We start from the raw sequence: 14,828 nt of genomic DNA on the forward strand, positions 1-14,828 counted from the left end.
GTCGGAGTGAATCTGCGGTCCAACACGCGCGCCAACAGGGTGCCGTGCTGACCTCGCCCCACATCGTGAGGCCAAGTTCGCGCCGCCCTCTTCTGGCATCGGCGTCCTTGACACCACCGCGCACTCATTGCAATGCTCATAGCATTCACATACTGTCAGCATTTGAATGCATCGAGTTCACTCATTGAGGAGGATCATGGCCACCTATCCAGATCGCCCCATCGCCGGTTCCCGGATCGTCATCACCGGTGCCACCAATGGGATCGGCAAGGAAATTGCCCGTGCGCTGGTGCGGCGCGGGGCGCTGCTCACGCTGGTGGCACGCGACCCCGTCAAGGCAGCCGACACGATCCGGGAGCTGGCGGCCGAGAACGGGGCGATCACCGCGCCGGAGTACATCCAGGCCGACCTCGCCGACCTGGACTCGGTGCGGGCAGCGGCCCGCGAGATCGCCGCGACGCACCCCCGGATCAACACCCTGGTGAACAACGCCGGCATCCATTCCCTGTCGAGCAAGCCCAGCGTGGACGGCTTTGACCTAATGACGGCGACCAACCACCTCGGACCGTTTCTGCTGACCAACCTGTTGCTGGAGCCGATCATCGCCGCGGATCACGCGCGCATCGTCATCACCGCATCCGAGGCGCACCGATCATGGCCACGCATCAACTTGGACCGTTTCGCAGAACCACGCTCCTACAACGCCATTGGCTCCGAGGTCCGGTACGGACAGTCCAAGTTGATGAATATCTTGTTCACTCAGGAACTCGCGCGGCGGCTCGAGGACACCGGGGTGACGGTCAACTGCTTCTGCCCGGGCATGGTCTCGACCGGGCTGGTTCGGGACAGCCGCATCCTCACCGCCGCGGCGGGCCTTGCCTCACGCACACCATTCGTGCGGCGCCCCGATCAGGGAGCCCGGATGGGCATTCGGCTGGTGCTCGATGATGACCTCGCGACAATCAGCGGGCGATTCTTCACGTCGACCCCGGGTCTGGGCGCACTGCCCGCCGTCCGGATCCGCTCCAACCAGCAGGCACAAGCGGAACTCTGGCAGCGGTCGCGCGAGTTGGTGAACCTGTAGAACCGTGTCTGCGCGGCCACCATCGCTGCCGTCAGGTACAGAGAAGGCATGCGACTGTGGTCTCTACATCCGTGCAACCTCGATGCCAAGGGGCTGGTCGCGTGCTGGCGGGAAACTCTCCTGGCGCAGAAGGTGCTGCAAGGAAGCACCCGCGGATACCGCAACCACCCGCAGCTGGACCGGTTCACATCGCTGGCACAGCCAGTTGCCGCCATCGGCGCCTACCTGGTCGGCCTCGCCGATGAGGCCGACCAGCGCGGCTATCGGTTCAACCGTGAGCTCATCGGTCTTCCCGCGGCCGCGTTCGAACCGTTGATCGACGTGCATCGCGGGCAACTCGCCTACGAACGCTGGCTACTGGACACCAAACTGGCGCAACGCAATCCGGAGCTTCTCGCGACCAAAAGTTCCACGCGGCTGCGCCCGCATCCCATCTTTCGCCCGGTACACGGCGACATCGAAAACTGGGAGAAGGTGCTGCCCGCCTACTCCGTGTGATTTCACGGACAGAAGACACCACCCGGTTCTGCCGCCACACAACCCGGGGCAACATCGGCGTAGGGCACATCACCAAAATTGGCTGTGACGGTGAGCTTCCTGTCTCCGAAAACTGTCCGCTGCACGAGTCGATCCGAAGTGAGCCATTCGAATGTGGACAGAGGTTCAGTACCCGCAGTGTCGCTCAGCTTGGAATAGAACGTCTGCAGGGCCGCTAAATCAGCCCCTTCACGGTCAAGGGTGTCCTTATTCAAGGCGTACATCATTGGGGCCACATTGAGCAGCGCTGAGAGCGCCCGATTCCGCTTCTCGGCAGGGAACTTGTTGAACGGCAGCTCCCACCTATCGGTGCTGACCACCGAGTCATGAAATATGCTCTCATATAAGGGAATTCGATACTTAGGATTGAACATCGTGTCGTGCAGCACCGGCGGAAGCTGAACTTGCTTGAAGAAGAACTGAGGTCCGTCTTCCCCCCAGTACTCTCCCCAGATTCCTTTGTCCCGCTCGAGGGGCCACAGCGCAGAAATGATGGGTGTGCTGGATCCATGACTGAACGCCACCGCACTCGTGGCCCAAGATCCCACCGTTTCCGAACCCAGCACATATCGCTTGCCGATCTCGTCGAGTCGCTTCACGCGGTTGCGCCGGTCTTGAGCTTGCGTCATCGGGTGGCCCGGTGTGTAGTCATCGAAAGTCATACCGGTCGCGTCGACGTCCACAAAGACACTATTGGCACCGTTTGCCGTGCGCGAGCGAACCCGCGCTCGCACGAGATCAGGCATCTGCGCTAGGGCTTGCGAGCTCAGGTAGCAGCCGCGGTCTTGAAATCCGTTGACTGTCTTTCCTTCTGCGGTGTGGACACAGGCATTGGGATAGATGCCCGCCGGCCATCGCGACCCGGGATTATCGATCTCCCCCGCTGGGTCTTGGGCATTGTCAAAGGACACATACGGCCCAACCAGATACCCAGCTTCTTTCGCTGCCTCAACGGCTGCGGAGTTCATCGGCGGGTCCCCATCGTCGTCATACCCAAGCCACATTCGCCGTATCCCCAACGCACGCAGTCTCAGCACTGTTTCAGGTTCACGCCCACCGGCCCACGTGTACGCGTGAAATGCCCCGATCAGCTTTTGTACGTCCGGATTGGCCTTAATTTTGTCGGCCAGGGTGACGAACTTGTTCTGCCCTTGGAGCAGCGTGCGGTAATTCCGTGCCGCGGCGGTGGGCGATCCATCGGTAATCGCCATAGACACGGCATAGTTCTGGGTGCCGCGGCTCTTGCTGAATGTGTGCGACACCGTGCCCACCAGATTGGAGTCCAACGTCAGCGTCGAGCCCAGATCTGTGGGCACGACACAGCTGACCCCGGTGTCCACGTAGGAGTAGCCCAAGATTGGCATGGTCAATTCCTGTATGGGATGGTCGCCCACGATGCCCACCTCGGGTTTGGTCCAGGTGGGATCGTGAATCGGGATGCTCACGCCGCCCCCGAGCGGCAATTGCAAGTCAGTGGCATCGGCGCCCGCAATGGGCCAGGCCAGGTTCTGATCTCGATCACTCGTCACATCGGCAACGAGACGGCCATCGCGAGCAGTCGCGGTAAACGTAAATCCGCTGTCTGGATAGCTCCACGTCACCGCTCCGCGATCGTCTATCCGTACCGCACTCGGCGCACCGATACGTGTCGCGGTCGCCCGTGAAAGCTCCGCCGCTCCGTTCACACGGAGGTCGCGCAGATCCAACCGCAGAACGTCTCCGCCGACAGGGAAAGTGACCACCGTGCCATCACCGGAAATGGTCGGCTTTCTGGAACGCGGACCTGAAGAGACGCACGCTACGGCCGCGATGAGCACGACAACTGCGACAACAAATGCGCCTCCCCGTGCGGCACCACCACCTGTGGGTGAATCACAGATCATCCTTCTCCCCGCTCGCCACCCAGCACATCGCACACTTCAGGTGGCGCGATTCTTGCCAGATCTACCCGCGACCGAATCTCCAGCTTGCGGTAAATCTGGCGCAGATGGAACCCGACTGTGTGGGCAGAGATAAAGAGCTCCCGCGCGACCTGGCGATTGGTGAGACCTCCAGCGGCCAGCCGCGCCACCTTCTCCTCGGCAATGGTCAGACTTGCCCAACCCGTGGATGCACGCGTGGTGTGACTCCAATGCCGCCGTCGGACACCGAGGTCACGCAGCCGATGCCGAACCCGGGCAGCGTCCCAGTCCGCGCCCAACTCCACGTAAACCGCCATCGCGGCACTGAGTTCAGCTACCGCGGCCGCACGGTCCACTGCTGCCAGCAACACCCCGGCGTCCTCTGTCGCCGAAGCGTGAACCCACGGGTCCGTATATTGGCCCGCAAGGGATTTGACGATAACGGCATCACGGTCCATCAGTGCCCGGCAGTGATCCGCCACTACCGCCAAGAATGGCTGATCCGGGTTCAGCTCGCTGATCATCCGGGAAGTCCGTACTACATCCCGCGCAAAGGATTCGTGGCCGACACTCCGCGCCAGCCGCACACACCAGGCTGCAGACGCAGGGTCCGCGATTATCAGTTCCAGGCTGTCGCCAGCGTCGAGCAGAGCTCGGAAGGCCGTCCCAGGCTCACCGCCGGCCGCACTTACCTGGGCGCGGATCAGGCACCGCAGCCCCCACAACGGATGTTGCTGATTGTGCGGGAGACACTCGTCAAGGCGTTGCACGCAGTCGGATGCCAATCCCAGCTCGCCACGGCGTAGCGCAGTACATGCCAGAAACGCGTGCAGCCACGGAACGGGCAGTTGCATCCGGTAGCGATAACACAAGCTCAACGCATCGGAGCCGTCCACTTCTGCTCCGGCCACATCGCCGCGGGCGAGTCGGCACCATCCACGCAACGACAAATAGACCGGAACCAGCACTTCCGTCCTGCTGGACTCAATAACCCGGCCGAGGGCCTCGATTGCGCTGTCGGCGGCGTCCAATTCCTGCATCCGCAGCAGCATCCACGCCTTCTGCCACAACGGGTAGGAATCAAAGGAGTCCCCAGATTGTCTTTGCCACAGGTCAACCGATTCCTCGATTGCGCACAACGCATCGGAAGCCTTGCCTCGGCGCCAGGACACCGTCGCACGTATCGACATCGCCGCCATCGTCATGGAGGCTGGGCATGATGTCGAATCGGACAGGATCCCCTCGGCCGTAGTCTCGACAGACTCGATCTGCGAAAAGAACGAAAGCGCCAGCCGCACCAGCTGGGTACGACGTACAGCACGACCGTCTGCAGGACCTTGTGAATTCGATGCCAGCACAAAAGCTCCGTCCGTCTCTCCGCGCAGTGCCATCGCGGTAATCAGGCCCGCCCGAACCCGGTCAACCATTACGCCGGCTCCCTCCCAAGGGTCGCGCATGACCTGCTCAGCGATTTCGGCCGCTCGAGCTAGACTGCCGGACCGAAGCAACCCAACGACCGCAATGCCGGCCATCCTCAGGTGCACACGACTACCCTTGGGCGCCTTCTCCATTCCGCGCAATGCCAAGGTGGCAGCTGACTCAGGCGCAACCGACATCAATCGTTCAGCGATCCGGGCGATGATCCCAGCCGCCTCCGCATCATTCGCGTGTCCATGTAACAAATGCACAGCGGACCTCTCCGTGTGCCCACCGTTTCGTTCGACCAGCATTGCTGCGGCTTGACGATGCAGTAGCGGGACCAAGGGAGCCGGGACGCTCCCCAGCACCGCACGGCGGATCAGATCATGCGGAAAGGCGAAGTCAACCGCTTGAGCAACAATCAAACCAGCGGCCACGGCCTCCGACAGGGGAGCCACCAACTCCGCCGGAGAACATCCGAGCATCTCCGATAAATCTTCCGGACAGAAGACCCGTCCCAAAACGGCCGCCACTTGCAGCGCCTCTCGACTTACTCCCCGCAGCGCAGAAAGTCGATCTGACACCAGAGATGCCAAACATGCTGGTGCCATTATGGTTTCACCGGCATAAGGATCAGGTTTCTCAGGCTTCAGCTTCGCCACACCGTGATTTGCCTCGATCGCGCCATCCTCTACCAGCCCCTGAATCAGCTGCACCGTGACCTGCGGAGTGGCGTCAAAACACTCGCACAATCTCACCAGATCCTGACTGGGTTCCGCGTCGAGCAGATCACCGACAACTTCGGCAATCGCCGACTCAGATAACGCTCCCAGTGGCTGGAGCCACTCGGCTCGCCCATCTCGGCTCATCGCCTTGAAGAAATACCCGCCGAGATCATCCAAACCTCCTGGCCTGAGCGCAAATTCCCACACCAACGGGACGCCTGCAAACCTATCAACCAAGCCCAACAACGCTTCCACGCTCGGGGTGTCGACCCATTGGAGATCATCGACGGCCACCAAAACCGGCCCCCGCCTGAGCAGATCCTTGATTTGAGACTCGAGCTGACAGGCTCGTGTCATCGAGGACTTCATGACGCGCGGCTTTTCCGGGAGACCATCGATCACCGCGTAGCCGCGGCGGTCGGCCAACAACATTGACTCGAGCAGTAGCCGGCTCTTGCCGCTGCCGACCGGAGACTCCAGCAGAAGTATCTTGCAGCGCCGCGTCTTTACCGCAACATCCAGTATCTCGACGATGCGCCTTACGTGATCATTGCGACCGCGCAACGGCCGCAATGATTGTGAACTCCATCTAACCTTCTCCACCGCAACCTCTTGTCATGGTCAACTCGAATCAACAAGAACAAGGCTGCAATCCGCCCCACCCTACAGAAAGAGGCCATGATCAACCGTAATCGCAAAACCAGGAGCCTGGCTTAAAGCAAGTTAAGAAGACACTGCGCCATGCAATCAACTCAGCTGTGCACCTTGCCAACTCATCGAACAAGGGCTCGTGCCCTTCGTTACCTACTACTCACTGTTACGGCCAAACTGGACAACGCGTCAGCCCACAATTCGGCCAGCTCCTGCACCTCCCTCATCTCAAACAACAACGTGGGAAATCCGAAATCCCCAATCATCCGGCCGTCGATCACAACCACGGTGATGTCCAGGGCCGCGGCGGCGGGCAGCCCGGGGTCTGGCATGGATTCATACAGTCCCTCGACGATTGGCTTCCATGCACCGGCATCCTTTGTGTCGGTCTGTATTTGACCGAGATAGTTAAAGCAGATCCGGCCTGGCATTTCAGCAGGCAACTCCTGTGCGGTGTCTCGGTTCAGATACCGAAGTAGCCCATACCCAACACCGCCATCCGGGATACTTTGCACGCGGTGCGCGACGGCCAATACCGCTGCGGCGATATCGCGATTACCTACTGGATCTTCGTCCAAATGAATGCCGGATAAGTCAATCCGTAGTGGATATATCGAGTTAAACCACCCCACCGTCCGCGATAGGTCCGCCCCCGCAAGCTCCTGACGACCATGGCCTATCAGCCGCAAAAGTACCGACGGCAGCACCACGCCTCTTCGGCCCTGCCACCGTGCCACGGCGACTGCCAACGCAGCCATCAAAATATCGCCAAGCTGAGGCTCCTCCCCTGCCAGCCCGGGGCCAAGAATTGCCGAAGTCGTTTCAGTGTCAATAAATGTTTGCACTCGCTGGATTTTCGAGGTGGTGTCCACCGCCGGATCAAGCGCCCGAATCCCCGGCAGCGGATCTGGCCCCTCAAGCATCGATTTCCACATCGCAAGCTCCGCCACCCGAGGCGCGGAACTCGCCTCAGCACGCAAGGCATGCAACCAGGTTCGCATCGAGGTACCGCCCGCCGATGGGGCGAGCGGTCGTCCCGCCTCGATATCCGCCCACGCTGCCGCCAGGTCCTCCAGCACGATCCGTGAAGACACGCCATCGAAAATCAGATGGTGCGCCACCAGCAACAAGCTGCCCTCACTGTCAGGTCCGCAATCAAGCCATACCGCTCGGACCACGTTGCCCAAGAATGGGTTCAACTCGCTTACCGCCGCCTCCCAGACGCCTTCCGGAATACCTTGACCACTCTCGACTTGGACGCGGCTCAGCAGCGCATCGACGTCTATCGAGCTCGCCGAACCCGCAACTATTCGCCATTCCTGTTGGGATCCCACTTCTTTGCGGTACAACCGAGCGCGCATCATGGCGTGTTGTCCGATCACCGCAGTGAGCACTGAAACAAGCGCGCGCCGATCGATACCTCTAGGCAATCTGACCAGCGTGGAGAGATGGAAGCGGCCGCAACCGTTGCCTCCCAACTCCATCAACCATTGGGCCGCAGGCGACAATTCCATCTCACCCACGCCTCCGCCGGAGACTTCCTGCAGGGCAGGGGTTGTTTCTCCACTCGTGATGAACTGGACCAACCGTCTTACCGTGCGCTTCTCGAGCACATCGCGTGACGTAAACACCACGGGGATCCTGCGCGCCCGCGCTACGATCTGCGTCGAGAGAATGCTGTCCCCTCCCAGCGCGAAGAAGTCATCGTCGATGCCGACCCGATCCGCTCCCAGCACTTCAGCAAATACGCCGCTTAAGAGCCGCTCTGCTTCGGAGGTGGGAGCACGGTACCTGTTCTGCACCATCGACGGAGCTGGCAGTCCAGCACGATCCAGCTTTCCCGACGCGGTCAACGGCCACTCACTGAGCACCACGATCACCGACGGCGCCATATAGTCGGGCAGCCGTGCCGCGGCGAACTCACGCACGGCCTCGGCCAGGACACCAGCCATCGGCTTGTTCGACGTTGGTCTAGCAGACCGGCTCGAAGTACCGGGGACGTAGGCATCGACGATGCAGCTGCCGTTCAGCGCAGACGTCTGCACGAAGACGGCCTCCATGTAGCCGCGTCGCGCCGACCATGTGACCGCACACGAGTAGCCGCACTCGGCCGCCGCCGTGTGGAGATCTTCTGGCAACAGCCCTTCAGGCAGTCCATCAGCGGCGCTGCCCTCACGATCCCGTGGTGTCGCTAGGTCTTTCAAATTTTTCGCAAGCTCGTCGACCGCCCGGATTTCAGTCAACAAGCCCCGATGCGGAATAGCCAGCACTCGAACACATTCCATACCTTGCCCCAAGAGTAGCGACCGGATGGCATCTATATCGACGTACTCGACGCGCGCCGCCTTCTTCACGGAGACAGTCGGTTTAGGCATCTTATGTAGGACTACGTCATATCTGTAACGAGTCAGTTCGTTGATCGAGCTGCCCCGCTTGAGCTGGATGTCGTGCACAACGCCGGGGAACTCGTGAGCGATCTCGGAGAAGAAGTGCGGATCCACCAACAGTTCACGCTGATTCGACAATCGCCTCAGCACGCGCCGACGTACATCGCCCGAATCGCCGTCACTTCCCCGTGCCAATTCCACCCCGGTCTCGAGTTCCCGCAGATATCTCAAACTTCGTACATCACCGATGAACAGCGCACCGCCTGGCGCGAGTACCCGCAGGGCCCGATCAACAACACGCCGCAGGTAGTGCGCACTGGGGAAGTACTGCACAACTGAGTTAAGTACGACGGTGTCAAAGTGTCCGGTGGCGTAGTCACTCAATTCGTCTGCCCCACCGGCGATAAGATGGACGCGCCCAGCCCAAGCCTCCTTCACATCACCCAGCCACCGCTCCAGGCGGGCCACAGTCACGGGCGAGAGGTCCGAACCGCAGTAGACCTCACACAGGGGTGCGATCTTCGACAGAATCAGCCCCGAGCCAACACCGATCTCCAATACTCGTCGCGGTCCGAGTTCACGAATGCGGTTCACTGTCATGTCACGCCATTCACGCATCTGATCCAACGGAATCGGAGCTCCCGTGTAGCTGCTATTCCAGCCTGTGAAGTCGTCTTCGGCCCCCAAGCCACGTCGGGAAGGCTGATCTTGTGCCCCGTCGCCATACAGTTCGTCGTAGACGTCACGCCAGCGATGTACTGTGTCGCGCTCGTGCGCCACGCCGAAGTCGCCTGCCGCCACGACGTATCCCACCAGCCTGTGATCTTTTACTCGCCCCTCCGAATGCGCTATCACCACGGCACGGTCGATGGCAGGATGATCCGTCAAGACGGCTTCTATCTCACCCGGTTCAATGCGCACTCCATGTAACTTCAGCTGAAAATCCTTGCGTCCCAAATATTCTAGGTGCCCTGATGCATCCCACCGCACCACATCGCCGGTGCGGTACATGCGCTCCCCCGCAGCGGTGGGGCAGGCCACGAAGCGCTGCGCAGTCAATCCCGGGCAGTTGACGTAGCCGCGCGCCAACTGCATTCCGGCGACATACAATTCACCCGGCACTCCTGGCGGCACCGGCCTCAGCCATCCATCCAGCACGAAGAGCCGGGTACCCGCGACGGGTGCGCCTATCGGTACCGTATCGGTATCTGACTCCGAAACTTGGTGCGAAGTAACATCAATGGTTGTTTCCGTGGGTCCATATAGGTTATGTATCTCGATGCCGGCCGCGCGTAGGCGGCTGGCCAGATCAGCCGGCAGCACTTCACCCGACGAGATGATCATCCGCACGCTCTGACAGGCCGATAGCTCAGCCTCGGCCGCGAACACCTCCAACACGGAAGGCACGAAGTGGGCAATCGTTACCTGCTCGGTGCATATGAGAGCCTCCAAGTAGTCATGATCGGTATGCCCATCTGGAGCGGCAATCACTACTCGCGCTCCAAATAAAATTGGCCACAACATCTCCCACACCGAAACATCAAAAGTGGGAGGGGTTTTGTGCAATACCACATCACTGGAACTCATGTGGTATCGCGCTTGCATCCATCTCAGATGGGCAACGATGGCCGCATGATCGACCATTACTCCCTTGGGCCTTCCGGTCGAACCAGAGGTGAAGATTATGTAGGCAATGTGACCCGGCCGAAGTGAGCACCTTCGATCGGCATCGACGACGGGGCGATCGGAGAACTCCGACAGGTCAATCCTGTCGACCGCGATGACGGGGACAGATGCCGGCAACCCTCGGGTATGAGGGTCACTACTCCTGGTGAGAACAAGATGCGGTGCGGCCGCCTCTGCGATATGTGCATTGCGGTGTTCCGGCGACGCCGGATCGATGGGAAGGTAAGCGCCGCCTGCGACAATCACCGCGTACACACTCACCAACATGTCCACCGACCGCACCATCGCAACCGCCACGACGGTCTCGGGCCCAACACCCCGTTCGATCAACTGTCGAGCCAGCCTATTGACGCGGCGTGCGAACTCTCGGTACCTCCACGAAGTACCGTCGCTGCGGATCACCACCTCATCTACGTGAGTGGCTACTCGTCTTTGGAAGATCTCCCCGAGCGAGGAATCTTCGGGCAGAACGGCATCCTGCGCGAGCTCCTCGCCGTTGCCCCAGGTAAGTACCCGGCGCCGTTCCGCATCATCGAGTGTGTTGATCTTGCCGAGTGGGGTGTCGCCAGGGGCACTCAAGAACTCGCGCAGGTATCTCAAACACCGATCTAACCGTTCCCCGATATCTGTCGCGGTGAAGAAGGCATCGTTCCCAATAAGGTTGATATGTAGGAGATTCTCGGGCCCAGATCGGTAGATATCGAAATGCAGGTACTCGGTGTTCCCCGAGGTGAGAATCTCGTACTTGCCCATAGCCACGCCCAACCGCACGATGTTGTCGGCCAAAAGTATGTTCACCGTGGGCCCGAATGCATTCCTCCCATATCCCACGGCACCGGCGTCGCGTCTTATGTCCTCGAACCGATACCGCGCATGCCGCAGACCGCTGGACACCGCAGAGGCGGCGGCTTTGATCAAACCGTCTCTGGTGACCGGGTACCCACAGTGGAGCGCGATCGGTATCGCGTTAGAGATCATCCCGCCGGAGAGTTTCAGCGCCGTGGTCCGCCGGCCGGCAACCGCAAGCGCCACTATGCCCGTGTCCTGGCCTGACAGCACTGATTCGAATCCGCAGAGCGCAGCCGTCAGGACCCTGGCAATGCTTGTGCCCGCCATCTCGGCAACAGCATCCAGCCTCACGCCTAGTTCTGCGCTAAGCCCGGCCTCTGCACGGTGCTCCAGCGTGCTGCGCGTCTCTGCCTCGTGATGATGTACTGCGATTTCTAGCTCGGCCGTGCGCTCGGCCCAGTAGGCACGGTCCTGTCCGAAATCTTCAGAATTCGTGTATTCCTGTTCCAGCGTAATGAGTTCTGACACCGAAAGGCCGCGATAGGGAGCTGGCTCTTCACCCTGAATCCTCACCGAGTAGTGGTCGGCGATCCGGGCTGTGATCGCGAGGCCACCGTAGCCGTCTATCACGGCATGATGGGACCGCACGTACCAAAAATAGTGATCCGGCCCCACCTTGATCAGCGCCCAGAGCGTGAGCGGATTACCCGTCATAGGGCGTGGTTCGGTGTAATCACGGCGCATCCACGAATACGCCGCAGCGACCGGGTCCGCCTCTTCGGTAAGGTCCACCCAAAGCGGATCTCTGCTGAGTCCTCGAGATAACCATTGATATGGGCGGCCCTCGTGTTCAGAGAATCTGATCACGTCGGCACCGGATGCCATAAGCTCGAAATTGCATGCCTGCGCGAGTAATAGAAAATCGACAGGGCCGGTGAGTTCTACGCAGTGAGCCACGTTGCCTGCGGATCCGTCAGCGGGATCCACTGCCATCCACTGCTCGGATTGTGCGCGGGTGAGTTCCAGTCCCTGGAGACGTTGCGCATCCATCAGTGTTGGTCCCTTGCAAAGACGCGGAACTGTTCCCCGAGGAAGGTCAGAACGTCCGGCACGGCGACAGTCAATCCAGGACAGTCACGAGCCAGCGTGGCGATTTCATCTGCTTCACGGGCCATGCATGCCATCGCGATTTCGGGGCGCGGAATGTACCGCGGATCACTTTCCAGCTCGAACGATGGCCCTGCAGTCTTTCCCGCCAGCCCGGATGGCAGGGTGACAATCAGCTCGCCCAATGGGCGCAGCACGGTGACCATTATGTCTAACGCCCAATTCATCACGGGAGATCGTCGCAAGTTGCCCGCGGGACAGTAGCCAAAGTGCTGCACCATGAGTTGCGCGGCCAACTGATAGGAACGGTTGAACGCTGTCATCGCTACCCGCGCGGGCGCATTGGTGACATGGCACCTTGCGGCGTCCGCAGTGTGCAGTGTCGGATTGCGCAGCACCGGATATGCCGGATTCCATGGAACACGTGCTGCTAGTGGCGTATTCATACGTTCTTGCGCCAGCGACGCAGAGATCCCGAGGAATGTCTCGAAGTGCGACTCTTCACCAGCGTTGGGCAATGCGATCCTTCCACCCTCTCCGTGTTCGGTAACGAAGTCGATCGCGAATATCGCACTGGCAACATCGTCGACTTCCAACTGGTAATCCGGGTGGATTGCATTGACCGACTCACGCATGAAGAGGTGATGTCCTCCCCCTCCTTGATATTTCTTGGCCACCAAGACATCTGGTATTCGCTGGATCGCGACCCGAATAGCAGCGTAAAGCTCACTCAATGAGCCGTATCGATAAGGTCTTTGCGGTGTGGGTCGATCACCCACCAAGCCAGGTACCAGCTCGTGCGGTCGTTCCAGTTCCACGAACCGCTCTACTGCAGTAAGCCCAAATGGTTCGAGAGACAATTCCAGTGGAGTCCAGAGCGTGCCATTCAGACGCCCGAAATCCAGCCGTGGTACCTGGAACGGCAAGCCCACTGCCATCCGGATGTTGTTGATGGCGAGGAAGTGAATCATCTCCTCCCTGGCCACATTCATCAAGAGCCCCCGGTATCCGTTGTCCAGCGTCCCCGGCCCGCGGCCGCACGCCAAAGCGGACTGCCCTTCCGTCCAAATTCCCTTTTCTACATAGCGTTTCGCAGCGTCGTGAGTAGGAATCGAGTAAGCCGCATAGAGGTACTGGATCATTACGGCCAGTTCAATCGACAACGCCTGATCCAGGGCGGCGTGCAGTTCGTTACGTGTAGTGATCGGCTCGATGGGAACACGACGCCCAGTAGGGATCGGCGGAGTCTGGCGCTTGGCCTCGCACGCGAGGAAATACCTTTGCAACAAACGAATTTGAGGTGTACTTATATCGCGAGTCGACGGCATGAAGTAGGTTCGGTCGCGATGTGCCGGATCGCTGACATGCCAGATGAGCCTGGCGTAGGGCTCAACCTTGAACTCATCGGCAAGGCTCAATACGTCTGTCCGCATGAACGAGTACAGCAGCTCGTAGTACGCGAGCACCTCTCGGTACAAGAGGTCAAAACTAATGGCGCTGTCATGCAAATCGTCCAGGTACCAACGATCTGGGAGCACCCGTATTGAAATACTGCCCACGGTAGGCCAATAGCCCAGTTGGTCGTCATTGTCGTATGCGCCGCAAGCACTCTCCAACCCAGGCAGTGGCGCCCCTTCAGGCTGCAGCAGTACCCGCGTAGTGCCGGCACGGATGCCTTTCACCGTGACAACTCCAAAACCGTGGGCATCTGTGCCCACGGTGACGTTCGTCGTGTACCCGGCAGTGTCTGACCCACGTAGCGCGACGATCATTACATCTTCCGGACGTGCTCCAGGCGCTTGCGCCGCCGGATCCATCGGCAGCGCCCGTGGGTTGAAGAATTGCCGGACGCCTATCGCCTGGGCGGCAGCGGGCTCTCCTCTGAAATACGAACGCACGGAAACATCAACGGCGAACTCCTCGCCAGTTCGTGAGTTCGGATGTTCGAGGAACAAGCTCGCGTCGTCTGACTGCACCACCGTTTCGGCTTCTTCCAGCAATACCCGGCCGGCGCCGACGAATCGCAGAGCAGCATCCGGATTCTCCTGGCTTTTATCAAGCCTCGGAACAGTGAGAATCCCGGAGGTAAGGTGATAGTTGCTGTCGAGATAGGCCTTTCGCGGTACGACGGCGATGACTTCCCCCGCGGTTGTTTGTAGTTCGAGATCCCCCATATCGATCAATTCGTCAACACGGGTGACTGGCGGGTGGCCCTCTCGCGCACGTCGTCGCACGGCAGGAATCGCGGTAACCAGGTTCATTGTTACCTCTGAGCCCTCCACACGAACGCTCGCCATATGAAGCAAAACATCCTCGCCGACGGCGCCCTGTGATCGCGGAGCAAGTAGTCGGCCCGCTGGGTAGGTCCGCAGCTCCGTGGCACGCCAGGGACCAATTGTTCCGCGCAGCCCCCACCGATCAGGTGCGTCGGGAGCGACCGGAGCTTCCATTCCGGTCAACGCAAACTGGACCACAATGCCATCTGCCGCACCGGAATCGATCAATTCACGCAACGCAGCAAGTGCCGGTGAGGCCCCAGCGC

General features: G+C 60.2%; 6 protein-coding genes. 2 read left to right on the forward strand and 4 right to left on the reverse strand.

What is annotated here, in order from left to right:
* Positions 1-196 precede the first annotated feature (196 nt).
* Both AOT83_RS22480 and AOT83_RS22485 read left to right on the forward strand, forming a co-directional pair.
* Positions 197-1,084 carry an SDR family NAD(P)-dependent oxidoreductase gene (locus AOT83_RS22480; RefSeq protein ID WP_057964281.1) on the forward strand — a complete coding sequence of 296 codons (888 nt, stop codon included), beginning with the start codon at positions 197-199 and terminating at the stop codon, positions 1,082-1,084.
* A 48-nt stretch (positions 1,085-1,132) separates the two neighbouring features.
* Positions 1,133-1,582, forward strand: coding sequence for a pyrimidine dimer DNA glycosylase/endonuclease V (locus AOT83_RS22485; protein ID WP_030097051.1), 450 nt, complete (start codon positions 1,133-1,135; stop codon positions 1,580-1,582).
* Positions 1,583-1,584: 2 nt separating this feature from the next.
* Here AOT83_RS22485 and AOT83_RS22490 read toward each other — a convergent pair whose 3' ends face one another.
* The 4 genes from AOT83_RS22490 to AOT83_RS22505 form a co-directional block, all read right to left on the reverse strand.
* A complete protein-coding gene (locus AOT83_RS22490) occupies positions 1,585-3,363 on the reverse strand; it encodes a glycoside hydrolase (RefSeq protein WP_234797695.1) in 1,779 nt (592 codons plus the stop codon).
* A 137-nt stretch (positions 3,364-3,500) separates the two neighbouring features.
* On the reverse strand, positions 3,501-6,230 hold the full coding sequence (locus AOT83_RS22495) for a LuxR C-terminal-related transcriptional regulator (protein WP_070943208.1): 2,730 nt from the start codon (positions 6,228-6,230) through the stop codon (positions 3,501-3,503).
* A 236-nt stretch (positions 6,231-6,466) separates the two neighbouring features.
* Positions 6,467-12,229, reverse strand: a complete 5,763-nt coding sequence (locus AOT83_RS22500; RefSeq protein WP_057964284.1) for a non-ribosomal peptide synthetase — start codon at positions 12,227-12,229, stop codon at positions 6,467-6,469.
* Positions 12,229-14,799 (reverse strand): ferritin-like domain-containing protein, encoded by a 2,571-nt coding sequence (locus AOT83_RS22505; protein WP_198530395.1) that lies wholly within the window; start codon positions 14,797-14,799, stop codon positions 12,229-12,231. The genes AOT83_RS22500 and AOT83_RS22505 overlap by 1 nt, the downstream gene beginning before the upstream one ends.
* Positions 14,800-14,828 lie beyond the last annotated feature (29 nt).

Source organism: Mycobacteroides sp. H001 (genome assembly GCF_001440005.1).
Taxonomy (GTDB): Bacteria; Actinomycetota; Actinomycetes; order Mycobacteriales; family Mycobacteriaceae; genus Mycobacterium; species Mycobacterium gwanakae.